The organism is Micromonospora globbae (genome assembly GCF_036184225.1).
Lineage (GTDB): Bacteria > Actinomycetota > Actinomycetes > Mycobacteriales > Micromonosporaceae > Micromonospora > Micromonospora globbae.
In genome coordinates, this window is record NZ_CP108084.1 from 3,233,933 (window position 1) to 3,260,177 (window position 26,245).

Annotated in this window: 20 protein-coding genes; 13 read left to right on the forward strand and 7 right to left on the reverse strand. The window is 73.5% G+C overall.

Translation table 11 applies throughout. The features are described 5' to 3' along the window. From OG994_RS14330 to OG994_RS14355, 6 genes are all read left to right on the forward strand, one after another. On the forward strand, positions 1-1,938 hold the full coding sequence (locus OG994_RS14330) for a fumarate reductase/succinate dehydrogenase flavoprotein subunit (protein WP_120328825.1): 1,938 nt from the start codon (positions 1-3) through the stop codon (positions 1,936-1,938). Beyond that, entirely contained in the window at positions 1,935-2,699 is a 765-nt protein-coding gene (locus OG994_RS14335) for a succinate dehydrogenase/fumarate reductase iron-sulfur subunit (RefSeq protein WP_328853524.1), read from the forward strand. Before OG994_RS14330 ends, OG994_RS14335 begins: the two co-directional genes overlap by 4 nt. A 382-nt stretch (positions 2,700-3,081) precedes the next feature. Continuing rightward, the gene (locus tag OG994_RS14340) at positions 3,082-4,266 is read left to right on the forward strand and encodes a zinc-dependent alcohol dehydrogenase (RefSeq protein ID WP_328853525.1); all 1,185 of its coding nucleotides are present in this window, start codon (positions 3,082-3,084) and stop codon (positions 4,264-4,266) included. Next, entirely contained in the window at positions 4,263-5,207 is a 945-nt protein-coding gene (locus OG994_RS14345; protein WP_328853526.1) for an SDR family NAD(P)-dependent oxidoreductase, read from the forward strand. The genes OG994_RS14340 and OG994_RS14345 overlap by 4 nt, the downstream gene beginning before the upstream one ends. An 86-nt stretch (positions 5,208-5,293) precedes the next feature. Then, a complete protein-coding gene (locus OG994_RS14350) occupies positions 5,294-6,322 on the forward strand; it encodes a serine hydrolase (protein WP_120328829.1) in 1,029 nt (342 codons plus the stop codon). 92 nt (positions 6,323-6,414) lie between these two features. After that, positions 6,415-7,560 carry an MBL fold metallo-hydrolase gene (locus tag OG994_RS14355; RefSeq protein WP_120328830.1) on the forward strand — a complete coding sequence of 382 codons (1,146 nt, stop codon included), beginning with the start codon at positions 6,415-6,417 and terminating at the stop codon, positions 7,558-7,560. Positions 7,561-7,620: 60 nt separating this feature from the next. On the opposite strand, the gene OG994_RS14360 is transcribed toward OG994_RS14355, so the two are convergent. Beyond that, positions 7,621-9,132 carry a deoxyguanosinetriphosphate triphosphohydrolase family protein gene (locus tag OG994_RS14360; protein WP_328853527.1) on the reverse strand — a complete coding sequence of 504 codons (1,512 nt, stop codon included), beginning with the start codon at positions 9,130-9,132 and terminating at the stop codon, positions 7,621-7,623. Between the two features lie 62 nt (positions 9,133-9,194). Here OG994_RS14360 and OG994_RS14365 point away from each other — a divergent pair, with 62 nt between their 5' ends. From OG994_RS14365 to OG994_RS14390, 6 genes are all read left to right on the forward strand, one after another. After that, positions 9,195-11,723: a Tex family protein gene (locus OG994_RS14365; protein ID WP_328853528.1), complete on the forward strand. Its 2,529-nt coding sequence runs from the start codon at positions 9,195-9,197 to the stop codon at positions 11,721-11,723. A gap of 272 nt (positions 11,724-11,995) precedes the next feature. Then, positions 11,996-12,424 carry a hypothetical protein gene (locus OG994_RS14370; RefSeq protein WP_328853529.1) on the forward strand — a complete coding sequence of 143 codons (429 nt, stop codon included), beginning with the start codon at positions 11,996-11,998 and terminating at the stop codon, positions 12,422-12,424. Between the two features lie 390 nt (positions 12,425-12,814). Next, complete coding sequence (locus OG994_RS14375; RefSeq protein WP_328853530.1) at positions 12,815-13,498, forward strand: sugar transferase; 684 nt, start codon at positions 12,815-12,817, stop codon at positions 13,496-13,498. Next, positions 13,495-14,667: a DegT/DnrJ/EryC1/StrS family aminotransferase gene (locus OG994_RS14380; RefSeq protein ID WP_120328832.1), complete on the forward strand. Its 1,173-nt coding sequence runs from the start codon at positions 13,495-13,497 to the stop codon at positions 14,665-14,667. Before OG994_RS14375 ends, OG994_RS14380 begins: the two co-directional genes overlap by 4 nt. Then, the gene (locus tag OG994_RS14385) at positions 14,664-15,308 is read left to right on the forward strand and encodes a NeuD/PglB/VioB family sugar acetyltransferase (protein ID WP_328853531.1); all 645 of its coding nucleotides are present in this window, start codon (positions 14,664-14,666) and stop codon (positions 15,306-15,308) included. Before OG994_RS14380 ends, OG994_RS14385 begins: the two co-directional genes overlap by 4 nt. A gap of 147 nt (positions 15,309-15,455) precedes the next feature. Next, positions 15,456-17,330: a polysaccharide biosynthesis protein gene (locus OG994_RS14390; RefSeq protein ID WP_120328834.1), complete on the forward strand. Its 1,875-nt coding sequence runs from the start codon at positions 15,456-15,458 to the stop codon at positions 17,328-17,330. A gap of 270 nt (positions 17,331-17,600) precedes the next feature. Here the strand turns inward: OG994_RS14390 and wecB are convergent, their stop codons facing one another. Genes wecB through OG994_RS14410 form a run of 4 tightly spaced genes read right to left on the reverse strand, consistent with a single transcriptional unit; the run spans position 17,601 to position 22,118 of the window. Further along, positions 17,601-18,725: a non-hydrolyzing UDP-N-acetylglucosamine 2-epimerase gene (gene wecB / locus OG994_RS14395; RefSeq protein WP_328853532.1), complete on the reverse strand. Its 1,125-nt coding sequence runs from the start codon at positions 18,723-18,725 to the stop codon at positions 17,601-17,603. Continuing rightward, positions 18,722-19,960, reverse strand: a complete 1,239-nt coding sequence (locus OG994_RS14400) for a glycosyltransferase family 4 protein (RefSeq protein ID WP_328853533.1) — start codon at positions 19,958-19,960, stop codon at positions 18,722-18,724. The genes wecB and OG994_RS14400 overlap by 4 nt, the downstream gene beginning before the upstream one ends. Continuing rightward, on the reverse strand, positions 19,957-21,084 hold the full coding sequence (locus OG994_RS14405) for a polysaccharide biosynthesis C-terminal domain-containing protein (protein WP_328853534.1): 1,128 nt from the start codon (positions 21,082-21,084) through the stop codon (positions 19,957-19,959). Before OG994_RS14405 ends, OG994_RS14400 begins: the two co-directional genes overlap by 4 nt. Beyond that, positions 21,078-22,118 (reverse strand): polysaccharide biosynthesis protein, encoded by a 1,041-nt coding sequence (locus tag OG994_RS14410; RefSeq protein ID WP_328853535.1) that lies wholly within the window; start codon positions 22,116-22,118, stop codon positions 21,078-21,080. The genes OG994_RS14405 and OG994_RS14410 overlap by 7 nt, the downstream gene beginning before the upstream one ends. Before the next feature lie 369 nt (positions 22,119-22,487). On the opposite strand from OG994_RS14410, the gene OG994_RS14415 reads away from it, so the two are divergent. After that, the gene (locus OG994_RS14415; protein ID WP_328853536.1) at positions 22,488-23,840 is read left to right on the forward strand and encodes an O-antigen ligase family protein; all 1,353 of its coding nucleotides are present in this window, start codon (positions 22,488-22,490) and stop codon (positions 23,838-23,840) included. A 19-nt stretch (positions 23,841-23,859) separates the two neighbouring features. Here OG994_RS14415 and OG994_RS14420 read toward each other — a convergent pair whose 3' ends face one another. Then, complete coding sequence (locus OG994_RS14420; RefSeq protein ID WP_328853537.1) at positions 23,860-24,996, reverse strand: glycosyltransferase family 4 protein; 1,137 nt, start codon at positions 24,994-24,996, stop codon at positions 23,860-23,862. A gap of 1 nt (position 24,997) precedes the next feature. Next, entirely contained in the window at positions 24,998-26,242 is a 1,245-nt protein-coding gene (locus tag OG994_RS14425; RefSeq protein WP_120328841.1) for a glycosyltransferase, read from the reverse strand. Positions 26,243-26,245: the final 3 nt, after the last annotated feature.

Below are 26,245 nucleotides of genomic sequence, written 5' to 3' on the forward strand. Positions count from 1 at the left end.
ATGGATCTCTACATCGAGGGCGACCCGATCGCCGACACCAAGGCTCCCGACGGCCCGATCGAGACCCGCTGGGAACGTCGCCGCTTCGAGGCCAAGCTCGTCAACCCGGCCAACCGCCGGAAGATGACCGTGATCGTGGTCGGCACCGGCCTGGCCGGCGGCTCGGCCGCCGCCACGCTCGCCGAGCAGGGCTACAAGGTCAAGTCCTACTGCTACCAGGACAGCCCACGCCGGGCGCACTCGATCGCCGCCCAGGGCGGCATCAACGCCGCCAAGAACTACCGCAACGACGGCGACTCGGTGCACCGGCTCTTCTACGACACCGTCAAGGGCGGCGACTTCCGCTCCCGGGAATCGAACGTGCACCGGCTCGCCGAGGTGTCCGTCAACATCATCGACCAGTGCGTGGCCCAGGGCGTGCCGTTCGCCCGCGAGTACGGCGGCCTGCTCGACACCCGCTCCTTCGGCGGCGCGCAGGTGCAGCGCACCTTCTACGCGCGGGGCCAGACGGGTCAGCAGCTGCTGCTCGGCGCGTACCAGGCCCTCGAGCGGCAGGTCGGCCTGGGCAACGTGGAGATGAACGCCCGCCACGAGATGCTGGAGCTCATCGTCGTCGACGGGCGGGCCCGCGGCATCGTGGTCCGCGACCTGGTCACCGGTGAGATCACGACCGAGTTCGCCGACGCGGTGGTGCTCGCCTCCGGCGGCTACGGCAACGTCTTCTACCTCTCCACCAACGCCAAGGGCTGCAACGTCACCGCCACCTGGCGGGCGCACCGCAAGGGCGCGTACTTCGCCAACCCCTGCTTCACCCAGATCCACCCGACCTGCATCCCGGTCTCCGGCGACCACCAGTCGAAGCTGACCCTGATGAGCGAGTCGCTGCGCAACGACGGCCGGGTGTGGGTGCCGAAGGCCAAGGGCGACGACCGCGCCCCGCGGGACATCCCCGAGGACGAGCGGGACTACTACCTCGAGCGCATCTACCCCTCCTTCGGCAACCTGGTGCCCCGCGACATCGCCTCCCGCGCCGCGAAGGCCGTCTGCGACCAGGGTCGGGGCGTGGGCCCGGGCGGCCTCGGCGTCTACCTCGACTTCGCCGACGCCATCTCCCGGCTGGGCCGCAAGGCCATCGAGGCCAAGTACGGCAACCTCTTCGAGATGTACGAGCGGATCACCGGCGAGGACCCGTACGAGGTGCCGATGCGGATCTACCCCGCGGTGCACTACACGATGGGCGGGCTCTGGGTCGACTACGACCTCCAGTCGACCATCCCCGGGCTGTTCGTGATCGGCGAGGCGAACTTCTCCGACCACGGCGCCAACCGGCTCGGCGCGTCCGCGCTCATGCAGGGCCTGGCCGACGGCTACTTCGTGCTGCCGAACACCATCGCCAACTACCTGGCCGCCGGCCCGTTCGAGAAGCTCGACGCGAGCCACCCAGCGGCCGTCGAGGCCCGCCGTGACGTGGAGGACCGCATCCAGCGGCTGCTCGCCGTCAACGGTGACCGCACCGTCGACTCGTTCCACCGCGAGCTGGGCCAGATCATGTGGGACCACTGCGGCATGGAGCGCAGCGAGGCCGGCCTGCGCAAGGCGATCGACGAGATCCGCGCGCTGCGCGACCAGTTCTGGCAGCGCGTCCGCGTGCTCGGCGACGGCGACGGGCTCAACCAGTCGCTGGAGAAGGCCGGCCGGGTAGCCGACTTCTTCGAGCTGGCCGAGCTGATGTGCATCGACGCCCTGCACCGCGAGGAGTCCTGCGGCGGCCACTTCCGGGCCGAGCACCAGACGGAGGACGGTGAGGCCCAGCGCGACGACGAGAACTTCTCGTACGTGGCGGCCTGGGAGTTCACCGGCACCGGGAAGCCGTCGGTGCTGCACAAGGAAGACCTGAAGTTCGAATACGTCCACCCCACGCAGCGGAGCTACAAGTGAACCTGACCCTGCGCATCTGGCGCCAGTCCGGCCCCGAGGACAAGGGTCGGATGGTGACCTACCAGGTCGACGACGTGTCCCCGGACATGTCGTTCCTGGAGATGCTCGACGTGCTCAACGAGCGCCTCATCCTCGCCGGAGAGGAGCCGGTGGCGTTCGACCACGACTGCCGCGAGGGCATCTGCGGCATGTGCGGCATGATGATCAACGGCGTGGCGCACGGTCCCCAGCGCGGCACCACCACCTGCCAGCTGCACATGCGGCAGTTCTCCGACGGCGACACCATCGACATCGAGCCGTGGCGGGCGCAGGCCTTCCCGGTCATCAAGGACCTGGTGGTCAACCGGAGCGCCTTCGACAAGATCATCGCCGCCGGCGGCTACATCACGGCGCCGACCGGCAGCGCCCCGGAGGCACACTCGGTGCCGGTCGCCAAGGCCAACGCGGACGCCGCCTTCGAGGCGGCGGCCTGCATCGGCTGCGGCGCCTGCGTGGCCGCCTGCCCCAACGGCTCCGGCATGCTCTTCACCGCCGCGAAGGTCACCCAGCTCTCGCTGCTGCCGCAGGGCCAGCCGGAGCGCTACACCCGGGTGATCGGCATGGTGGAGGCGCACGACGAGGCCGGCTTCGGCGGCTGCACCAACGCCGGCGAGTGCACGGTGGCCTGCCCGAAGGGCATCCCGCTGAACACCATCGGCCGCCTCAACCGCGACTACCTGAAGGCCACCACGAAGCGGGCCGACAACACGCCCGGCTCCTGACGCCGGCACGCACGACGGGCCGCCGCACCCTGGGGGTGCGGCGGCCCGATCGTCTTCCCCGTCGCCGGAGATGACGACCGCTCCCGGCTCCCGCGCGAGCAGCTCGAAGAGCCCGAACGCGCCGGCGAGGCGCCGACCGCGCGGGAGCCGGCCGCGATGTCCGACCGGACCCGCCGCGCCCGAACCGGCCCACCGCCACCACGTGCCGCCGGTAGAAGGCCTCGAAGGCCGCGGGGTCGACGCCGACGCGGAGGAGATCAGGCGCCGGAGCGCGGCCGTTACCGAACCCGGGCGGACCACCGGCCTCGGGCTGGGTCCATTTCCGGTTCAACTCCCCACACCCGGGTAGCTGTGCGGAGGCGGACTCCCGGAGGGAACGGACATGAAGGCAGTGACCTGGCAGGGCAAGCGGGACGTACGCGTCGAGGAGGTGCCCGACCCGCGCATCGAGGAGCCGACCGACGCCGTCGTGCGCATCACGTCGACCGCCGTCTGCGGCTCCGACCTGCACCTGTACGAGGTGCTCGGCCCGTACCTCGCGCCGGGCGACATCCTCGGCCACGAGCCGATGGGCGTCGTCGAGGAGGTCGGGCCCGGGGTGACCCGGCTCAAGCCGGGTGACCGGGTGGTGGTGCCGTTCAACATCGCCTGCGGCACGTGCTGGATGTGCCAGCGGCAGCTCTACGCCCAGTGCGAGACCACCCAGGTCCGCGCCGAGGGCAAGGGCGCCGCCCTGTTCGGCTACACCTGCCTCTACGGCTCCGTGCCCGGCGGCCAGGCCGAGTACCTGCGGGTACCGCACGCGCAGTTCGGCCCGATCACCGTGCCCGACACCGGCCCCGACGAGCGCTGGCTCTACCTCTCCGACATCCTCCCGACCGCCTGGCAGGCCGTGAAGTACGCCGACACCCCGTCCGGCGGCACCCTCGCCGTGTTCGGGCTCGGCCCGGTCGGCCAGTTCTGCGCCCGCGTCGGGCTGCACCTCGGCGCCGGCCGGGTCATCGGCCTCGACCTGGTGCCCGAGCGGCTGGAGATGGCCCGCCGGTACGGCGTGGAGGTGCTCGACGTCCGGGACCTCGACGACGTGCCGGGCACGCTCGTCGACATGGTGGACGGCCGCGGCCCGGACGCGGTGATCGACGCGGTCGGCATGGAGGCGCACGGCTCCCCCGCCGGCAAGCTCGCCCAGGCCGCCGCCGGTCTGCTCCCCGACCGGCTCGCCCAGGCGATGACCGACCGGGTCGGCGTGGACCGGCTCAGCGTGCTGCACGCCGCCCTGAAGTCCGTCCGCCGCGGCGGCACCGTCTCGCTCTCCGGCGTGTACGGCGGCGAGCTGGACCCCCTGCCGCTCATGGAGATGTTCGACCGGGGCGTGCAGCTGCGCATGGGCCAGTGCCACGTGCGTCGCTGGGTCGACGAGATCATGCCGCTGCTGAGCCGCGACGACGACCCGCTGGGCGTGGAGGACCTCCGCACGCACCGGCTGCCGTTGCAGCGGGCGCCGGAGGCGTACGAGATGTTCCAGCAGAAGCGGGACGGCTGCGTGAAGGTCGTGCTCGAACCGTGAGCCGGGTCGTGGTGGTCGTCGGCGCCACCAGCGGGATCGGTCGGGTGGCCGCCCGGGAGTTCGCCCGGCGCGGCGACCGGCTGGTGCTCGCCGCCCGCGCGCCGCAGACCCTCAACGACGTACGCGCGGAGTGCGCCGCCGAGGGCGCCGAGGTGCTCGTCGTACCGACCGACGTGACCGCTCCCGGGGCGCTGGCGGCGCTCGCCGACGCGGCCGTCGCGCGGTTCGGCCGGATCGACGCCTGGGTGCACACGGCCGCCGTCACCGCGTACGGGCGCTTCGACGAGGTGCCCGGGCGGATCTTCGACCAGGTCGTGCGCACCGACCTGCTGGCCGCCGCCGAGGCGGCCCGGGTGGCGCTGCGGCACTTCCGGTCCACCGGCTCGGGCACCCTCGTCCTCACCGGGTCCGTGCTGGGCCACATCACGGCGCCGTACCTGAGCGGGTACGTGGCCGCGAAGTGGGGGCTGACCGGGCTCGTGCGCACCCTCCAGCAGGAGCTGCGGGACCTGCCGGACGTCCACGTCTGCCTGGTCAGCCCCGGCAGCGTGGACACACCCATCTACCAGCGGGCGGCCAACCACCTGGGACTCGTCGGACGGCCACCGCCGCCGGTCGCGACACCGGAGCGGGTCGCCCGGGCCGTGGTCGACTGCCTCGCGCGGCCCCGCCGCGAGGTGTCGGTGGGGCGGCTGAACCCGCTGATGCGAGTCGGCTTCACCGTGCTCCCCGGCCTGTACGACGTCCTCGTCGGCCCGCTCATGCGGCGGCTCGGGCTGGCCGACGAACCGGCGCCCGCGCACGACGGGGTCCTCTTCGCCGCCGACCCGGCCAGCGAGGCGGTGCGCGGCGGCTGGCTGCCGGACGTCGGGCACCTGCTGCGCACCGCCGCGGCGCTGCCCGCGTCGGCCGGCACGCGCCTCCTGAGACGGGTGCGGTGAGGCGTCAGCGGGATCACGCCCGTCGATCGGTTCGCCTAGTGTGGTGGGCCGGAGATCATTCCGGTGCGCCACGACGGGAGAGACAATTGACGATCAGGGTGAACCGCAGGACCGCGCTCGGGCTCGGCACGATCGCCACCGCCGGCACCGTGCTGGGCGCCGCCGCCCCGGCGTCCGCCGCGGACGCCGACGCCGACCCGGGCCTCACCGCCGAGGCCGCCGCGACCCCGGGCCGGGTCGCCGCCCGGGTGGCGGAGGCGTACGAGCGGGAGACGACCCGCGCGGGCGGCAACTGGCAGGCCTACATCAGCGTGGCCGACGCGGCCGGCGCCCCCGTGGTGGCCGTCGCCGACGACCCCGACCAGCGGCTCGAGGCGTACAGCGTCAACAAGATCGCGGTGGCCACGGCGGTGCTCGACAAGGTCGACCGGGGCCTGCTCACGCTCGACCAGCGCGTCGACGTGACCGCCGCCATCGTGGTGCCCGGCGGGGACGGGATCTTCAGCCTCGACAACGCCTACCCCAGTTCGGTGACGCTCGGCCACGCCCTCGCCGCGCTGCTGACCGTCTCCGACGACACCGCCGTACGCCTCTGCGGCCTCGTCTGCCCGGCCGCCGAGCTGAACAGCATCCTCGTGGCCAAGGGCTTCCCGAACACGCAGGTGGAGCCGGTCGCCAACCCCAACCGCTTCTTCCTCGGCACGAGCACCCCCCGGGAGACCCACGAGCTGCTGCGGGCGCTGGTGGCCGGCACCCTGCTCTCGCCGGCGTCCACGGCGTTCCTGCTCAACCTGCTGCGCTCCCCCATCGCGTTCACCGACGGCATCCGGCGCACCATGTCCTCGGAGGAACGGGCGCGGGTCGCCACCAAGGCGGGCTGGTTCGGCTCGGCCCGACACGAGGCCGGTGTGATCTTCGACGCGGCCGGCGCCGCCGTGCTGACGTACGCGATCTTCGCCGACGGCCAGGCGGACGCGGACAACTTCGGCTCCACCCACCCGGCGGTGCAGGCCCGGGCCCGCCTCGGCCGGGTCATGATGAACGCGACGGCCCGGCTCACCGGCACGGGGCGGCGGCACCGGCCGAGCCCTCGCCGGCCGAGCAACGGCGGCTGATCCCCCCGTCGCGCCGCCGTGCCCCGGGGTTCCCCGGAGCGCGGCGGCGCTCGGTGACTACCGTGTAGTACGGGAGAGCCGGAGGGACGAGCATGCGTGCACCAGCGGAACGACCGGAACCCGACCGCGCCCTCGGCCGGCGGCTGGGCGGCCTGGCCGGCGTTGCCGCGCTGGCGGGCCTGGCCTGGATCGCCCGCGACGTGCCGCTGGCGCTGGGCGGCCGGCTGACCGGCGCACGGGCAGAGCGGGCGGCACGATCCCCGCAGTTCCGCGACGGCACCTTCCACAACCCGACCGGCGCCCGGTCCACGCTCGCCGAGCCGGGGCGCAACCTCCTCTGGGAACTGCTCTTCGGCAAGCAGAAGCGCCGCCCGGGCGCGCCGGTGCCGCTGCTGCGGCCGGCCGCCGCGCCGGCCGCCGACGCGAGCCGCGAACTCAACGTGATCTGGTACGGCCACGCCTCCGCGCTGATCGAGATCGAGGGCCACCGGGTGCTGCTCGACCCGGTCTGGAGCGACCGCTGCTCGCCGTCGGCGCTGGTGGGCCCGCGCCGGCTGCACGAGCCGCCCGTCCGCCTCGACGAGCTGCCCGCGCTGGACGCGATCCTGATCTCCCACGACCACTACGACCACCTCGACCTGCCGACCGTACGCGGGCTGCTGGCCCACCAGAGCGCCCCGTTCGTGGTGCCGCTCGGCGTCGGGGCGCACCTGGACCGGTGGGGGGTGCCGCCGGAGCGGATCGTCGAGCTGGACTGGTCGGAGAGCCACCGGGTGGGCGGCCTCACGCTCACCGCCACCGCCGCCCAGCACTTCTCGGGGCGGGGGCTGCGCCGCGACGGCACGCTCTGGAGTTCCTGGGTGATCGCCGGCGCGCACCGCCGGGTCTTCTACACCGGCGACTCGGGCTACTTCGCCGGCTACTCCGCCATCGGCGCCGAGCACGGCCCCTTCGACGTGACGCTCATGCAGATCGGCGCGTACGACCGGGCGTGGCCGAGCATCCACATGTACCCGGAGGAGGCCGTCACCGCGCACCTCGACCTGCGGGGCGGGCTGTTCATCCCGGTGCACTGGGCCACCTTCAACCTCGCCCTGCACGACTGGGCCGAGCCGGTGGACCGGCTGTGGGCCGAGGCCAAGGCCCGGGACGTGCGCATCGCCGTACCCCGGCCGGGTGAGCGCGTGGTGGTGGACGACCCGCCGCCGGTCGACGGCTGGTGGCAGTCCGTCGCCTGAGCGCCCCCTGGTGCCGCCCTCGTGCGGTCGGCCGCCCGGCCCGGGCGACGCGCGTGCCGGTCAGAGGACGAACGCGTCGGTCCAGAGCGCGCCGGAGCGGCCGGAGAGCGCGTCCTGCATCGCCACCGCCTGGTTGTCGGTCAACTGCGCCACGAAGTCGATGATGGCCCGGCCCCGGGCGCGCCCGATCCGGTCCGGGGTCCGCGGGTGCAGCTCCGCCTCGGCCAGCTCGACGAGGTCGTGCAGGCGACGTGGCAGGCGCGACTCCTCCTCGGGGTCGACCAGCCACTCCCACAGCGCCTGCACCAGGGTGCCCAGCAGCCGCGCCTGCCCACGCTGGTGCAACGCCAGGTCGGGCCGGGCCAGCACGAACCGGTGGTGCACGAACTTGAGCACCTGCACCTCGTGCCACTGCGCCGGGGCGAGGAGCACGTGGCCGGAGCGCACCGCCGGCTGCTCGGTCACGTCGACCGCCTCGACGAAGCGCGTGGACCACCGGGCGGAGAAGCGGGCGACGTACTGCTCGGCCTCGATCGAGCCGTCGAACGGCAGGGCCAGCAGGCCGTCCACCAGTTCCTCCCGGACGTGCTCGACCGCGGCGGCGAACGCGTCGTCGTCGGCGATCCAGGCGTCCTTGCGGTGCAGCTGCCGGCGCAGCCGCTCGATCGCCGCGCCGGGGCGGCGGGCCGAGGCGGCCAGGGCGCCGTCGGTGATCGCCCGGAAGTGCCCGCCCTCCCGCTGCCACGCCATCAGCTCGGCGGCCACCGCGCCCTGCTGAAGCACACCGACGCGGTAGAAGTCCTCCACGTCGTGGATGGCGTACGCGATGTCGTCGGCGGTGTCCATCACGGACGCCTCCACGGTCTGCTGCCAGTCCGGGATCCGCCCCGCGAAGGGCTCCCGGGCCTGCCGCAGGTCGTCGATCTCGGTCCGGTACGCGCCGAACTTCGACGAGCCGCTCTCCGGGTCGTCGGGCGGCGGGGTGGCCCCCCGCGGCGGCGGGTCCATGAACCGGGGGTGCGGGTCGGGGTGGTCCAGCCGCGTCCAGGGGTACTTGAGCATCGCGGCGCGTACGGCGGCCGTCAGGTCCAGGCCCGTGGTCGCCGCACCGCGGATCTCGGTGCTCGTGACGATCCGGTACGACTGCGCGTTGCCCTCGAAACCGTCGGGGAGGCCGAGCCGTTCCCGGGCCAGCCGGTCCAGCACCCGCTCCCCCAGGTGCCCGAAGGGCGGGTGACCGAGGTCGTGGGCGAGCGCCGCCGCCTCCACCACGTCCGGGTCGCAGCCGCCCAGCTTGTCGAGCAGGTCGCGCCGCTGCTCGTCGGCGAGGAGCCGCTCGGCGATCGCCCGGGCCACCTGCGCGACCTTGAGACTGTGGGTGAGCCGGTTGTGCACCAGCAGGCCGGAGCCCACCGGACTGATCACCTGCGTGACCCCGCCCAGCCGGGCGAAGAACGGCGAGCCCACGATCCGGTCGCGGTCGGCCCGGAACGGGCTGGCCGCGAGGTCGCCGAGGGCCCGTGCGCTGCCGCCGAACAGGCGGCGCGCCCGAGGCTCCACAGGTGCTTCCATGATCGCCACGCTAGCGCGGCACAATGCTGGGCGGAAACCACACCCGAAGGCGGATCGAGATCGTGACCCTCTCTGTTCATCAGCGGATCGCCGAGGAGCTCGGCGTGGCCGAGCGGCAGGTACGGGCGGCCGTGGAGCTGCTCGACGGCGGCGCCACCGTGCCGTTCATCGCCCGCTACCGGAAGGAGGCCACCGGCCTGCTCGACGACACCCAGCTGCGTACGCTCGAGGAGCGGCTGCGCTACCTGCGCGAGCTGGACGAGCGGCGGGCGGCGGTGCTGGAGTCGATCCGCAGCCAGGGCAAGCTGGACGAGGCGCTCGAAGCGCAGATCATGGCCGCCGACTCGAAGTCCCGGCTCGAGGACATCTACCTGCCGTACAAGCCGAAGCGGCGGACCAGGGCCCAGATCGCCCGCGAGGCCGGGCTGGAACCGCTCGCCGACATGCTGCTGGCCGACCCCACGCAGGACCCCCGCACCGTGGCCGCCGGCTACCTCGACCCGGACAAGGGCGTCGCCGACGCCGCGGCCGCCCTCGACGGGGCCCGCGCCATCCTCATCGAGCGCTTCGCCGAGGACGCCGACCTCATCGGCACGCTGCGCGAGCAGATGTGGTCGCGGGGCCGGCTGGTCTCCCGGGTACGGGAGGGCCAGGAGTCGGCCGGTGCGAAGTTCGCCGACTACTTCGACTTCGCCGAGGCGTACACCACGCTGCCGTCGCACCGGATCCTCGCGATGTTCCGGGGCGAGAAGGAGGGCGTGCTCGACCTCACCATGGAACCGGAGGAGGCCGGGGAGGCCGACGCCGCGCCGGCCGGCCCGAGCCGGTACGAGGCGGCGATCGCCGCCCGCTTCGGCGTCAGCGACGCCGGCCGCCCCGCGGACCGGTGGCTGGCCGACACGGTGCGCTGGGCCTGGCGTACCCGGATCCTCATCCACCTCGGCGCGGACCTGCGGATGCGGCTCTGGCAGGCGGCCGAGGAGGAGGCCGTGCGGGTCTTCGCCACCAACCTGCGCGACCTGCTGCTCGCCGCCCCGGCGGGCGCCCGGCCGACCATGGGCCTCGACCCGGGCCTGCGGACCGGTGTGAAGGTCGCCGTCGTGGACGCCACCGGCAAGGTCGTGGCCACCGACACCATCTACCCCCACGAGCCGCGCCGGCAGTGGGACGCCTCCATCGAGACGCTCGCGCGGCTCGCCGCGGCGCACCGGGTGGAACTGGTCGCCATCGGCAACGGCACCGCGTCCCGCGAGACCGACAAGCTCGCCGGCGACCTCATCAAGCGGCACCCGCAGCTCAACCTCACGAAGGTGATGGTCTCCGAGGCCGGCGCCTCGGTCTACTCCGCCTCCGCGTACGCCGCTCAGGAGCTGCCGGGCCTCGACGTGTCGCTGCGCGGCGCGGTCTCGATCGCGCGACGCCTGCAGGACCCGCTCGCCGAACTCGTGAAGATCGACCCGCGCTCGATCGGGGTCGGCCAGTACCAGCACGACCTGTCCGAGGTGAAGCTCTCCCGGTCGCTGGACGCGGTCGTCGAGGACTGCGTCAACGCGGTCGGGGTCGACGTGAACACCGCGTCGGCGCCGTTGCTGACCCGGGTGTCCGGCATCGGCGCCGGGCTGGCCGAGAACATCGTGCTGCACCGGGACGCCAACGGCCCGTTCCGCACCCGGGCCGACCTGCGGAAGGTGCCGAGGCTCGGCCCGAAGGCGTTCGAGCAGTGCGCCGGCTTCCTGCGGATCCCCGACGGCGACGACCCGCTGGACTCCTCGAGCGTGCACCCGGAGGCGTACCCGGTGGTGCGCCGCATCCTCGCCCACACCGGTCAGGACCTGCGGTCGCTCATCGGGAAGTCGTCGATCCTGCGGGGGCTGAAGGCCACCGACTTCGTCGACGACACGTTCGGCCTGCCGACGGTGACCGACATCCTCGCCGAGTTGGAGAAGCCGGGACGGGACCCGCGTCCCGAGTTCCGGACGGCGGCGTTCGCGGAGGGCGTGGAGACGATCGGCGACCTGAAGCCGGGCATGGTGCTGGAGGGCGTCGTCACGAACGTGGCCGCCTTCGGCGCCTTCGTGGACGTCGGTGTGCACCAGGACGGGCTGGTCCACGTGTCGGCGATGTCCCGGACGTTCGTCAAGGATCCCCGCGAGGTGGTCAAGTCCGGCGACGTGGTCAAGGTCAAGGTGCTCGACGTCGACGTGGCACGCAAGCGGATCTCGCTGACCCTGCGGCTCGAGGACGAGCCCGGCGCCGACGCGGACCGGCGCGGTCCGGGCCGGGGCGGCCGGGGTGACGGAGGCGGCCCTCGCGGCGGGGGCGGCCGGCCCCAGGGCGGTCGCGACGCCCAGGGTGGCGGCCGCGACGCCCAGGGTGGCGGCCGCGACGCCCAGGGTGGCAGTGGCGGGCGGGGTGGCCAGGGCGGCAGCGGCGGCGGGCCTCGCGGCGGTGAGGGCGGCTCCCGCGGCGGTGAGGGCGGCTCCCGGGGTGGCGGACGGGGTGGCCAGGGCGCCGGGCGGCAGGGCCGCGGCGCGGCGGCCCCGGCGAACAGCGCCATGGCGGACGCCCTGCGCCGCGCCGGCCTGGCCTGAGAGACCGAGGGGCGACCTTCTCGACAACGCGCGACGTCACGCGGCGAGGCCGACAGCTACGCCGCGCAACAACACGGAAGTAGTGGCCTCCCGGCTCCCGGGAGGCCACTACTTCCAGGATCGGGCGTGATCTCCCGGGACGCCCGCCCAGCCGGCGCCCGTCGGCGCGGCCGGCGCGGTCGCGCGGCGGTGGGGACGGTGGGGCGGCACGGAACGGCGGGGCGGTGGGGCGGCACGGACGGTGGGGCGCGGGTGGGGCGTACGGTCGGGGCGTGGATGGCGTCGACCGGACGGACTGGGCGGAGCGGCAGCGGCGGGCGGCGCGGGCGCACGCGGAGGCCGACGCCCGCCGCCGGGCGGCCGAGCACGCGAAGGCGGCGGAAATCGTGGCCTGGTTCGTGGCGGAGGCCGCCCGGCGGGGGCTGCGGCCGACCCGGCTCACGGCCCGCTCCTACGACGGGCGGCGGCGGTACCGGACCCGGCTCACCGGCTGGTACGTGGACCGGGCGCGCACCCGGGCGGTCGACGTGGACGGCCGCTGGCACCTGCTGACCGTGCCGGGCGGGCTGCGCGCCCGCCTGTTCGGCGCCGAGCCGGAACCCAGCCCTCCCCCGCTGGTCGTCGGGGAGGGCGGGCGCGACGGGGAGTCGATCCCCCTCCGGACCCTGCTCACGCGACGGCTCGACGCCGGAAACGACTGACCTGGGTCCACGCGAGCCACGACCGCGGAGACGACCGACCGGGATCCACGCGAACCACGACCAGCGGAGAAGACGACCGACCGGATCCACGCGAACCGCTGGCCGCGGAGACGACCGACCGGGATCCGCGGGAACGAGTAGCCCCACGTCCGGAGGGACCGCCCGAGCGGGCCGGTCTCCTCGCCCGTCCGGCCGAGCCCGCCTCTACCGCCCGGCCCCCTGACGCGGGCATGCACGGGCGGTCTCCGTCACAGGCCGTGTCCACCTGGGCACTTCTGGGGTTGATCGGGGCGAAGCAGCCCCGGTATCACGATTCGCATCTGCTGCGTCGTATTTGCCTGATAGAACCAGTTTGCCCGGTTTAAGACTGGATCCCTTGGAGGCCGAGCGGTGCCCGTACCCCATGCAGTGATCGCTCCCCCGCGTCCGGCGCCCACCAGACCGTACGACCGCGTCAAGCGGCTGCTGGACGTCGTCGGCGCGGCCGTCCTGCTCGTGCTGACCGCGCCGGTGATGGCCGTGGTGGCGCTGCTGGTGGCCACCTCCCTCGGGCGGCCGGTGCTGTTCCGGCAGTGCCGGGCCGGCCGCTACGGCGCACCCTTCGTGCTGGTGAAGTTCCGGACGATGCTCCCGCCCGCTCCCGACCGGGCGGGCGACGGCGACCGGCTCACCCCGCTGGGACGGTGGCTCCGCGCCAGCAGCCTCGACGAACTGCCCACGCTCTGGAACGTGCTCCGCGGTGAGATGAGCCTCGTGGGGCCGCGACCGCTGCTCACCGAGTACCTGGAGCGCTACTCCCCCACGCAGGCCCGCCGTCACGAGGTGCGGCCGGGTGTCACCGGGCTGGCCCAGGTACGCGGGCGCAACAGCCTGAGCTGGGAGGACAAGCTCGACCTCGACGTGCGGTACGTGGACACCCGGAGCCTCCGCGCCGACCTGTCGATCCTCGCCGCGACCGTGCGCACCGTGCTCCGGCGCGAGGGGATCAGCGCGCAGGGAAGCGCCACCGCCCACGAGTTCCTCGGCACGGCCCACCGCCCCGCGCCGGCGCAGCGGGATCGGACACCGGTATGACGGCCCGGACGGACGGCCCTCCGGGCCCGACGGTGCTCCTGTCCCCGCCGGACGTCGGGCCGCTGGAGGAGTCGTACCTCATCGAGGCCCTGCGTTCCGGCTGGGTGGCGCCCGCCGGCCCGGACCTGCAGGCCTTCGAGCGCGAGGTCGCCACGCGGGTCGGCACGGCCGGCGCGGTGGCCGTCAGCTCCGGGACGGCGGCCCTGCACCTGGCGCTGCTCGGGGTCGGTGTCGGCCCCGGCGACGTGGTCGTCGTGCCCACCCTGACCTTCATCGCCACGGCCAACGCGGTCCGGTACACGGGGGCCCGTCCGGTCTTCGTGGACTGCGACCCGCAGACCGGCAACGTGGACGTCGACCTCGTCGCCGACCTGATCCCGCGGCTGCGGGCGCGTGGCGAACGGGTCGGGGCGGTCGTCCCCGTCGACATGTTCGGCAGCTGCGCCGACTACACGGCGCTGGTCCCGCTGTGCGCGGACGCCGGCGTGCCACTCGTCGAGGACGCCGCCGAAGCGCTCGGCGCGACCCACGCAGGGGCCGCCGCCGGCTCCTTCGGCCAGGTCGGCGCGCTCTCCTTCAACGGCAACAAGATCATGACCACCTCCGGTGGCGGGATGCTGCTCTCCGACGACACCGAATTGCTCACGCGGGCCCGGCACCTCGCCACCCAGGCCCGTGAGCCGTTGCCGCACTACGAGCACCGGGAACTCGGCTACAACTACCGGCTGAGCAACCTGCTGGCCGCGCTGGGCCGGGCCCAGCTCGTCCGGCTGGACGGGATGATCGCCCGACGCCGCCAGCTGCGCGACCGGTACGCGAAGCTCTTCGCGCCGGTGCCCGGCGTCCGGCTGCTCGGCGCGGAGGACAGCGGCGCGAACTGCTGGCTGACCGTCGCCGTCGTGGACGAGGACCGGTCGGGCTGGCGGGCCGCGGACCTGGCCGCCCACCTGGCACGGCGTGGCATCGAGACGCGCCCGGTGTGGAAGCCGATGCACCTGCAACCGGTCCACGTCGGCGCGGAGAGCCTGGTGACCGGCGCCGCCGAGCGGCTCTTCGCCCGGGGGATCACGCTGCCCAGCGGCAGCGCCCTGCGGGAGCCGCAGATCGCCCGGGTGTTCGCGGCGATCGAGGAGTTCCTCACCGTACGCACGGGAGGGTCGGCCGCGTGACGGTGGATCTCGTGGTGGTCGGCTGCGGCGGCCACGGTCGGGAGGTCGTCACCATCGTCCGGGCCGTCAACGAGGCGGCCGGACGACCGGTGTGGCGCCTGCGGGGCGTCGTCGACGACCGGCCCGGCGAGGTGAACCTCAAGCGCCTCCAGCGGCTCGACGTGCCGTTCCTCGGCGGCGTGGACCACCTGCGCGACGCGCCGCCCGACGTCCACCACGTCATCGGGATCGGTGACCCACGGGTCCGGCGCGCCGTGGGACGCCGGCTCGACGCGTACGCCACGCCGGCGGCGAGCCTCGTCCACCCGGACGCCACGATCGGCCCGGACACGCGCTACGGGCCCGGATTCGTGGCCTTCGCGGGGGCGCGGGTCACGACCAACGTCGTCATCGGCCGGCACGTGCACCTCAACCAGAACGCCGCGGTCGGCCACGACAGCACGCTCGCCGACTACGTGTCCGTGAACCCGCTCGCCGCCGTGTCCGGGGACTGCCACCTGGCGGAGGGTGTGCTGATCGGCACCACCGCCGCCGTGCTCCAGGGGCTGCGGGTCGGGCGGGACAGCACCGTGGGCGCCGGCGCCTGCGTGGTGCGGGACGTGCCCGACCAGGTCGTGGTGAAGGGCGTACCGGCCCGCTGACCAGAACGTGATGAACGGGACGTTCGTCGCTGCAAATGTGAAAACGCCCAAACAGACACGGGCGGCATGTAACAAGGACGATGAGCGCAAACAGCCCTTCCGCCTGCCCGGCGGAAGCGGTCGGGAGACGGGACAGGGAGCCACCAGATGCCGCAGGACACAGCGAGCAGCGAACGCACCGAGCAGCGGTCGCGGCGGGCAAGGGCCCGGCGTCGTACCGCGGGTTTCCTCGCCACCGACGCCACCGCCTGGGTGGGAGGGTTCGTCGCGGCCGTCTGGACCCGGTACGAGTTCCAGCTCCCCCCGGGTCAGCTCAGCCGCGCGACGATCATCGGCGTGGGAGCCGCCGTCATGTACGTGGCGGTGGCGGCGCTGCGCCGGCTCTACACCGGACGGCACCCGCTCGGCAGCCTCCAGGAGGTGCAGGGGGTCGCCGGCACCACGGTCACGACCGCCGGCATCGTGCTGCTCGGCCTGCTGCCCTCCGCCGACCGGCCCGTCCCGGCGAGCACCCCGCTGGTGGGCGGCGCGCTGGCCCTGCTGTTCATGCTCGGCGCGCGGTTCGCCTACCGGCACCGGCGGGACCTGGCCATGCGGCCGGACGTCCGGTTCTCGACGCCGGTGCTCCTGTTCGGTCTGGGCGACGCCGGGCAGGGCCTGCTGCGCGCCATGCTGAGCGACCCGCGCGGCCGGTACCTGCCGGTCGGGGCGCTCGACGACGACCCGGACAAGCGCGACCTGCGCATCGGTGGTGTCCGCGTGCTCGGCGGCCGGGGTGACATCGCCGCGGCGGTCCGGCGTACGGGCGCGACCACCGTCATCTTCTCGGTGGCCAACGCCGACGCCGCGCTCATCCGCGAGATCCGCGAGGCCACCCTCCAGACCGGCGCGGCGTTCAAGGTGCTGCCTCCCGTACGGGACCTGGTCGACCACCGGATCACCGTCACCGACGTACGCGACGTGCAGATCAGCGACCTGCTCGGCCGCCGCCAGGTGGTCGGCGACCTGTCGCTGCGGACCAACGGCCTCACCGGCCGGCGCATCCTCGTGACCGGCGCCGGCGGCTCGATCGGCTCGGAGCTGTGCCGCCAGGTGATGAAGGCCGACCCCGGCGAGCTGATGATGCTGGACCGGGACGAGTCCGCCCTGCACGGCCTCCAGATGTCGCTCGCCGGGCGGGCCCTGCTCGACGGCCCGGAGCTGATCCTCGCCGACCTGCGCGACGACGAGGGCATCCGGCGGATCATCCGGGAGCGGCGTCCGGAGATCATCTTCCACGCCGCCGCGCTCAAGCACCTGACCCTGCTCCAGCGACACCCCGGCGAGGCCGTCAAGACCAACGTCTGGGGCACCCTGTCGGTGCTGGACGCCTGCGCGGACGTGGCGAAGTTCGTGAACATCTCCACCGACAAGGCCGCCGACCCGATCAGCGTGCTGGGCTACTCGAAGCGCATCACCGAACGGCTCACGGCGCACGCCGCCACCCGCTTCCCGGGGACCTTCCTCAGCGTCCGGTTCGGCAACGTGCTGAGCAGCCGCGGGTCGGTGGTGACCGCGTTCCAGCGGCAGATCGAGGCCGGCAAGCCGCTGACCGTCACCCACCCCGAGGTGACCCGCTACCTCATGACCGTCCAGGAGGCCGTCCACCTGGTGCTCCAGGCCGCCGAGATCGGCCGGGACGGGGAGGCCCTGGTGCTGGACATGGGCGAGCCCGTCCGCATCGCCGACCTGGCGCGCCAGATGGCCGAGCAGGCCGACAGCTCGGTGCCGATCGTCTACACCGGACTGCGGCCCGGCGAGAAGCTGCACGAGGATCTGCTCGGCACCGGTGAGATCGACACCCGGCCGTTCCACCCGCTGGTGTCGCACGTGGCGGTGCCGCCGCTGGACCCCATGGAGGTGAGCGGCCTCGACCCGTACGCCGACCCGGCCGTCGTGGTCGAACAGCTCGCCCTGCTCTGCGCCCAGCCGGTCACCCCGCTGGTCGACGGCGCGCTCGACGTACGGCTGTCGTCGCACTAGTCGGCCGGCGCCTGACCGGGGGCGACGCCACCACGTGGTGGCGTCGCCCCCGTCGCGCTGCGCCGGGGGCAGGGAACGGACGACCGCCCCCGCCCGGCGGCGCGGTACCCGGATGGCGCCTCCGTCCAAGGCGCGGTACCCGGATGCCGCTGTGGCCCGGCGCCCGGTCCGCGGCCGGCGCCACAACGCCTCTGCCCAGGGCACAGCCCCCCACACATGCCTCGGGGCCGGTCACCGCGACGTCGCGGTGACCGGCCCCGGCGTGCGGGATCAGCGGCGGATGCCCGCCCAGTCGTGGTGCCGCCGCACCGTGGAGAGGATGAAGTCGACGACCCGACGCGAGGTGTCGGGGATCTGGTAGTCGACCGGGCACGGCACACCCTGCGCGGCGACCTGGTCCACGGTGACCTGCACCGCCTCGACCACGCCGGCCGGATCCAGGCCGGTCATGATGATGCCGCCGGCGTCGAGCGCCTCCGGACGCTCGATCGACTCGCGCAGCGTGACCGCCGGGAAGCCCAGGATGGCCGCCTCCTCGCTGATCGTCCCGCTGTCCGACAGGGTGCAGTACGCGTGCGTCTGCAGGTGCACGTAGTCGATCAGGCCGAAGGGCTCGTGGAACGCGATGCCCTCCAGCGCCGTGGCGTCCGGCGCCAGCGCCTCCAGCCGCTTGCGGGTACGCGGGTGCGTGGACACCAGCACGGGGTGACCCCAGCGGTCGTGGACGGCCCGCAGGCAGTCGAGCAGCCGCTGGAGCCGGGCCGGCTGGTCGACGTTCTCCTCCCGGTGCGCGCTCACCACGAAGTAGCGGCCCGGTTCGAGTTCGAGCTGGCGCAGGATCGTGGAGGCCGCGATCTGCGGGCGGTAGTGCTCCAGCACCTCCCGCATGGGGGAGCCGGTGAGCAGGATCCGCCGCGGGTGCAGCCCCTCGGCGAGCAGGTTGCGCCGGGCGTGCTCGGTGTAGACCAGGTTGAAGTCGGCGACGTGGTCGACGAGCCGGCGGTTGGTCTCCTCCGGCACGTTCAGGTCGAAGCACCGGTTGCCGGCCTCCATGTGGTAGACCGGCACGCGCATCCGCCGCGCCATGAGCGCGGCGATGCAGCTGTTGGTGTCGCCGAGCACGAGCAGCGCGTCCGGCCGGTACTCGGCGATGGCCGCCTCCACACCCACGAGCACCCCGCCCAGCACCCGGCCGAGCGAGGACGTGTCGACGCGCAGGAACCGGTCGGGCTCGCGCAGCCGCAGTTCGGTGAAGAAGACGTCGGAGAGCGTGCTGTCCCAGTTCTGTCCGGTGTGCACCAGCACGTGGTCGAGTGTGTCGTCGAGCCGGGCGATCACCCGGGACAGCCTGATGATCTCGGGTCGGGTGCCGACCACCGTCATGATCCGCGTCATGTCCGTCCTCCCTGTCCTGCCGCCTTCGTGAGGATGTCCTCGAACTGGTCGACGCCGACCCGCAGCGACATCCGCTCCCGGTAGACCCGCCGGGCCCGGTGCGCCATGTCCCGCCAGGAGGCGGCCGGCAGGTCCGCGGCCTGCGCGAACCGCGCGGCGAGCGCCTGCCAGTCCTCCGGCGGGCAGACGAGCCCGACACCGGTCGACCGGACCAGCTCGGTGCCGTCGCCGGCCAGGGCGGCGATGACGGGGGCGCCGCAGGCCAGGGCGGCCTGGAGCTTCGACGGGACGGCGGCCCGCAGGGCGGGCACGTCGCGCAGGCAAACGAGCTGCCAGTCCGCGGCCGCGTACAGCTCGGCCATCTGCTCCGCGGGACGCCGGCCGACGAACCGCACGTTGTCGGCGCCGAGGTGCGCCGCGAGCCGGCGGGCGGCGTCCTCGTCGGCACCGGAGCCGACCAGCACGAGGTCGACGCGGTCCCGCACGGCCGCCGCCGCACGGATGGCCGTGTCGAGGCCCTGCATCAGGCCGAGGTTGCCGGCGAACATCACCGTGCAGCGTCCGCGGTGCCCCAGCACGGCACGGGCGTCGTCGGTGGCGGGCACCGGCCGGAACAGCGCGTCGTCGGTCCAGTTCCACACCACCCGTACGCGGGCGGGGTCGGCGCCGCGCGCCACCACCCGCTCGGCCATCGTCGGCGAGATCGCCACGACCGTGTGGGCCAGCCGGTACGTGCGGCGCATCAGCCCGCCGAGCGCCCGCTCCAGGGCGCGCCCGCCCCGGCCGGTCGGGGCCATGCCGGACTGCACCACGGACTCGGGCCACAGATCCTGCACGTGCAGCACGACCGGCGTCCGCCGCAGGGCGCGCAGCAGGGCCGCGGCGGCGACCGACGTGGGCGGCGGGTGGTAGACGTAGGTGACGTCGACGCCGGCGAGCCACCCCACCCCGGCGGCCGCGCTCGTGGCGCCGAAGGAGAGGTGGCTCAGTGCCCGACGGGCGGCCGACGTGTCGTGGCTCGGGTAGGCGGGGACGCGCCGCACGGCGACCGACCCGTCGTCCTCCCGGTGCCGCCAGCGCTGCCGCCAGCCGGGGAAGATCCGGCCGTACGGGTAGCTCGGGAACGTGGTGAGCACCCGCACCTCGTGGCCGCGCGCGGCGAGTTCCCGCGCCAGGTTGCCCGGGATGAACACCCCCTCGGGCGGGTACCACTGGCTGATCAGGCCGATCTTCACGCGCCGACCGCCACGGGCGCCGTCGAGGTCTCCTCGACCGGTTCGGGCCACGTGTCCGGCCGGTCCGGGTCGAAGAGTTCGTTCGTCCAGAACAGGGTGAGCAGCTCGTCGGCGCCGGTGTTCACGAGCTTGTGGACCCACATGGTCGGCATGTCGATCACCACCGGCTCGTCGCCGCGCACCGGGAAACGCAGCACCTCGGTGTCCCCGACGCGGCGCAGGCTGATCTCGGCCGAGCCGCGCAGCACCACGAACCGCTCCACCTTGGCCAGGTGGAAGTGCTCGCCGCGGGTGACGCCCGGCCGGGTGCTGGAGCAGAACGTCTGCCCCGCGCCGCCGTGCGCCTTCACGGTCTCGACCAGTTCGCCGCGCGCGTCGGCCCGCCGGGGCAGCGCGATCGGGTAGTGCGCGGGGAAGCAGTGCGACCGGTAGGTGTTGAACAGCCGCACCTCGTGCCGGTCCCGCAGCGGCGGGATCTCCCCCGTCCGGTACGTGTCGGCCATCGCGGCGAGCCGCCCGGCCAGGTCGCGTACGCCGACGCGCAGCGGCGGCATGGCCGGATCCCACGACCCGCCCGCGGGGACGCCGGCGAGCCGGGCCGCCGCGTCGGTGACGTGCACCAGGTCGAGCTGACGGTCGGCGTGCACCTCCGGCTGCCCGCCCTCGGCGAGCACGCGGCAGAAGGTGGCCACCGCCGAGTTGTAGTACGGGCGGCCGTGCTCGCCGTACAGGTTGGGCAGGAGCACGTCGTCGAAGGGCAGGCCGGTGTCGGCGAGGAGGCTCGCCGCCGTGGCCTTCGAGTCGCCGTACGGGGTGCCGTTGCCGGCCTGCACGCTGTTGGCGAAGACCAGCGACCCCGGCGGCGTGGCGGCGCGCCGCAGCCCCTCGACGAGTTGGGCGGCGAGCTGCACGTTGCCGGCAGCCACGTCGGCGGGCTCCCCCCGGTTGACGCCCGCCACGTGCAGGACGCGGTCGACGCCGGCGACCTTGGCGGCCACCGCCGCGGGATCGGCGAGGTCCGCGCGCGTGACGACGGTCGGCTCCGGCCAGCCCAGCGCGCGCAGCAGCACCCGGACGTGCCAGCCGAGGAAGCCGCCGGCCCCGGTGACGGCCAGCCTCAGCACGCCAGCACCGGATCCCGCAGCGCCAGCTCCGCACGGACCTCGGGCAGCGTCTTCAGCAGCTCGACGATCTCGGGTACGCCGAGCCGCGGCGCGTTGGCCGAGTTGAAGTCCTCTCTCGGCCCGCCGCCGAGTTCGCCCTCGGAGACGTAGAGGGCGTAGTTCAGGTCACGGGCGTCCAGCGGCACCCGCAGGAACTGGCCGAAGTCCTCGGCGCGGGTCAGCTCCTCACGGCTGGCGAGGGTCTCGTCCAGCTTCTCGCCGTGCCGTACGCCGATCACGTCCAGCTTGAACGGCACGTCGAAGAGCTGGCAGACCGCCTCGGCGAGGTCGCTGATGGTGCAGGCCGCCGCCTTGCGGATGAAGATGTCGCCGGGCCGGGCGTGCGCGAAGGCGTGCTCGACCAGTTCGACCGAGTCGGCCAGCGACATGAGGAAGCGGGTCATGCCCGGGTCGGTGACCGTGAGGGCCCGGCCCGCCTTGATCTGCTCGATGAACAGCGGGATCACCGAGCCCCGCGAGTACATGACGTTGCCGTACCGGACACACGAGACGGTGGTGGCGCTGTTCGGGTTGTTGCGGGCGTGCGCCTGGGCGACCTTCTCCATGAGCGCCTTGCTCATGCCCATGGCGTTCACCGGGTGCACCGCCTTGTCGGTGCTGAGCACCACGACCGAACCCACCCCGTTGCGCTCGGCGGCCTCGACGACGTTGGCGCTGCCCAGCACGTTGGTACGCACCGCCTCCAGCGGGAAGAACTCACAGGACGGCACCTGCTTGAGGGCGGCCGCGTGGAAGATGAAGTCGATGCCCCGGCTGGCCCGCAGCACCGAGTCGTAGTCGCGCACGTCGCCGACGTGGTAGCGGACCCGCTCGTCGCCGAGCACCCGGCGCATGGCGTCCTGCTTGGCCTCGTCGCGGCTGAACACCCGGACCTCACCGACGCCGCGGTCGAGGAGGCGCCGCACCATCGTCTGGCCGAAGGAACCGGTGCCGCCGGTGATGAGCACGCGACGTCCGGTGGTCAAGAAAGTCACAGGTTGCTCCCGAATCGTCTGGGCGGACGTGACACCCGCACGCACCACTTGGGGTGGACACGGGAGTCGCACTTCCCGCAACGATCCGGATCGGTCACAGGGAACGGGCCAAAACAGACAAACGTGCACTGACGGCACGGCAGGGCGATATCACGACAGCAGGGCACGATCGATGACCACCAAAAGCCCCGAAACCGCCTGTCGGTCACCCAAAGTTTGATAGAAATCAGCGAACAGTGAGCCGGCGGTGGACAGAAGTCAGCCTGACGTCATCCGCACCCGCCCAGCCTCCGCAGGTCGTGCGACCCTCGCCACTCACGCCGTGCCGAGCACGAATCCGACACCTTCGAGATGTAAGGCGTGCATGCCATGACACAGGCGACCTTCGCCCGTTCAGCGCGTCATGCCCGGGATGAGAACGTCCCGGCACCCGATCTGCTGAGGCCGGCCCGCCGCCCCGGCGGACACCCCCGCCATCAGGCCGAACCGCAGGCCGTCTCGCCGATCAGCATCGCGATCCTCTGTGTCGTCGCCTTCCTCATCTGCTGGTCACCGAACCAGCGGTACATCGCGCTCGCGTTGGTCGCCGCCATCACCGTCAGCGGTCGCATCCCGCGCCTGGGAACGCCCGACGTTCTCGCCCTGATCCTGGCCGTCTGGGTCGTCGCCACTCTCGGCTGGACACCGAACGTCGACGTGACCCTTCCCTCCGTCTATCTCTACGGGGCGTGTTGCCTGCTGTTCCTGGCCGTACGGCACCTCGTGACGACGCGTCGGAGCCTGCTGGCGGTGGGCGGCGCGTACCTCGTCGGATGTGTCATCCGGGCAGTGCAGCTGATCGCCGAATCGCTCGCGGCCGGGGCTCCCGCCCGCGGCGGCGCCCTCGATCTCAACGTCCGCTACGGCATCGAGGGCTACAACATCAACTTCACCGCGTACTCACTGGTCACCGGCTGCGTGCTCGCGATCGTGGTCACCAACGTGAGCGGGTTGCCACGCCTGATCAAGCTGGGCATCTACGCGATGCTGCCGGTCCTCGCGTACGCGGTCCTGCTGAGCGGCACGAGGGGTGCCCTGGTCGCGTTGGGGGGAGCCGCCATCTGCCTCGTCGTCGGCCGGCTGATGCCGCGACTGTGCGCACTCATCGCAGCCGCCGCCGCGCCCGTGGCCCTGGCGCTGGTACCGCTCGGCATCACCGAATCGGCCCTGCTGTGGTTCGAGAGTTACCTTGGCCAACGGACGACCGGAGACCTCTCCGGTCGACTGGTCGTCTGGCCGGAGGCGTTGGCAGCCTGGTCGGACTCGCTCTTCCTGGGCAACGGCCCCGGTGTCTTCCCGATCAGCAACTCCATGGGCATCGGTGCGCACAATCTCGTGCTGACGGTGGGGAATGACCTTGGCCTGCTGGGCCTGCTCATCTACGTGGCAGTCGTCGCCAGCGCACTCGCGGTCGCCTGGCTCCGGTCGGCGTCCGGGCCACGGCTCGTCAGCGTCTTCCTGATCGCCCTGCTGCCGATCTGGCTCACCGGGCACTGGGAGGTGGCGATGGGATTCTGGCTGCTGCTCGCCGCGGTGTCGGTGTTCCCGTCAGCGGCTGCCGCACCCAGCGGAGTCCGTCAGCGCGCAGCCGTGCCGACCCGTGGCACCGCGGTCGGACAGCTCCGCCAACCGGTTGGTTTCGACGCGGGTGTCAACCCCCGGGTGTCGATCCCGGCTCCGTGACGCCGCGCCCGCCGCGCGGCTAGGAGGACCGGCCGGCGTGGTCGACGGCACGGGCAGCCGGGCGGTCGGCCGACGCCACGGAGCGCCACAGCCGTACGACGGCGGCCACGACCTCGTCGATGCGGTACTCGCCCAGGGCCTTGGCCCGTGCCCGTTCGCCCGTGGCCCGGCGTAGCGCCTCGTCGCGCATCACCGCGTCCAGCGCCCCGGCGAGGTCGGCCGGCCGGCGCGGCGGCACCACGGCGCCGCAGCCGTCGGCGAGCATGTCCGCCACCGCGCCCACGTCCGTGGCGACCACCGCGCGTCCGAGGGCCATCGCCTCGACCACCACGTTCGGGAAGCCCTCGGTGTGGCTGGGCAGGACGAAGACGTCACACGCGGCCATCTCCCGCAGGAGCGCGGAGTGGGTCAGCTCGCCGGTGAAGACCACCGCGTCGTCGCCGTACCGCTCCCGCAGCGTCCGCCGGTACTCGTCGTCGCACGACCCCGACAGCTGCAGGGTCCACCCGTCGGTGTCGAGCGTCCGCCAGGCGTCGAGCAGGTCCTCGACGCCCTTCTCGGGAATCACCCAGCCCGCGTAGAGCACCCGCCGGCCCTGGCCGGTCGGCGCCGGCGCGGGGGGCAGGACGGCCGGGTCGAAGCCGTTGGGAAGGCGGACCGTCCGCACGTGCGGCAGCGCCTCGACGATCGCGCGCTCCGTGTGCCGGTCGATGGCCACGACGACCGCTGCCCGCGCGAGCGCCGCCCGCATCACCCGCCACTCGCCGGTGCGCCGCGCCGCGATGTCCGGCACCCGCCCGAAGTGCAGCTGGTAGATGACCGGCACGCGGAACGTCCGGGCGATCAGGACGAGCACCAGGTCCCGGACGGCGCCCAGCCCACCGGACGACCGCAGGTGCACCACGTCGGGCGCGCCGCGCAGACACCGCCAGGTCAGGACGGCGGCGCTGCGGAGCAGTTGGCGGACACCGTCGAGCAGGCGTGCCGCCGTGGACGTCTGGTGGATCGAGCGCCAACGCAGCCCCGTGTCGACGATCCGCAGGTCCACCTCGGCGCGTACCTGCGGCGCGCGGCGGAGCATCTCGACGCCGCGGGCGATCCCGCCCATCGGCGGCGGCAACGGACCGACGAGCACCACGCGCAGCCGGTCGTCCATGTCAACTCCTCCCCGTCGGCACGGGCGTCTGTGCGGGGCGGCCCTCCAGGCGGGTGAGCAGGTCGTCCAGCGCTGCGGCGTGCGCGCGCACGTCGAACGAGGCGACGGCGCGCTCGTACGCCGCCCGGCGCATCGCCGCGCGCGCCTCGGCGGACAGGTCGGCGGCACGGTGCAGCGCCCGGCGCAGCGAGGTGGCGGTGTGGTCGGGCAGGACGAGCCCTTCGACACCGTCGTGAAGGTGGTCGCGCAGGTCGCTGGTGAGGTTCGCGATGACCGGCGTGCCGTTCGCGAGGCTCTCGCAGAACTTCGTCGGGAAGCCGGCCTGCGCGAAGCGCGCCGGCTCGCGCATGAGGATGCTGAAGTCGGCCCCGCGAAGCAGTCCCGCCACCTCCTGCTGCGGCACCCGGCCCCGGACGCGTACCGAGGGGGGCGGTGGGGCGCCGAGTTCGCGGGTCACCTCGTCCGGCGACGGGCCGATCACGTCCAGCGAGACATCGCAGCCGTCCAGGGCCGCGAGGTCGACACCGCGGATGGTCTCCGCGAGCAGGTCCTTGCGGCCGGGAGAGCCCGCGTACACGAGCCGGACCCGCCGGCCGGGCGCCGGGGCCGGCGGCGTCACGGGCGCCGCGCCCAAGGCCCGGACGTCGAGGGTCGGCGGTACGCGGACGACCGCGCACCCCCGGTCGCGGTAGTACGACTCCAGGAACGAGCTGATCGCGATCACACCGTGGCACCGCGGGTAGTGGTAGCGGAGCGCGACCTTCGCGCTCAGGTGGAGGGGGCCGAAACGACCGCCCAGCAACTGCTTCGGGCTGTACCACTCCACGACGTCGGTGAGGACGGGCACGCCGTTCCGGCGGCACCACCGCCGCAGGTGGACCATGTACGGCATGCCCCCGCCGTAGACGATGACGTGCGACGGCCGGGTCGGCTGGGCGTCGAGCCAGTCGGCCGTCCGCCGGCCCGCGCGCACCAGCCACTGCAGCGACTTCGCGAGCAGCGGCTCGTCCGGCCGTGGCAGCTCGCCCACCCCGACGTGTCGGATCGAGACGCCGGCCTCGACGCCGGGCAGTTCCTCGGGCGTCTCCGGGCCGTGTTCCCCACTGAGTACGACGACACGCCGCCCGCTGAGCGCCAGCGACTGCGCGTTCCCCCAGACCCTGCGGGACCCGGCCTCCCCCCAGGGGAAGCGGAAGGGTCCGGCGTAGGCCACCCACGGGGCGGTCGCTTCTTCGTCGATGGACATGGC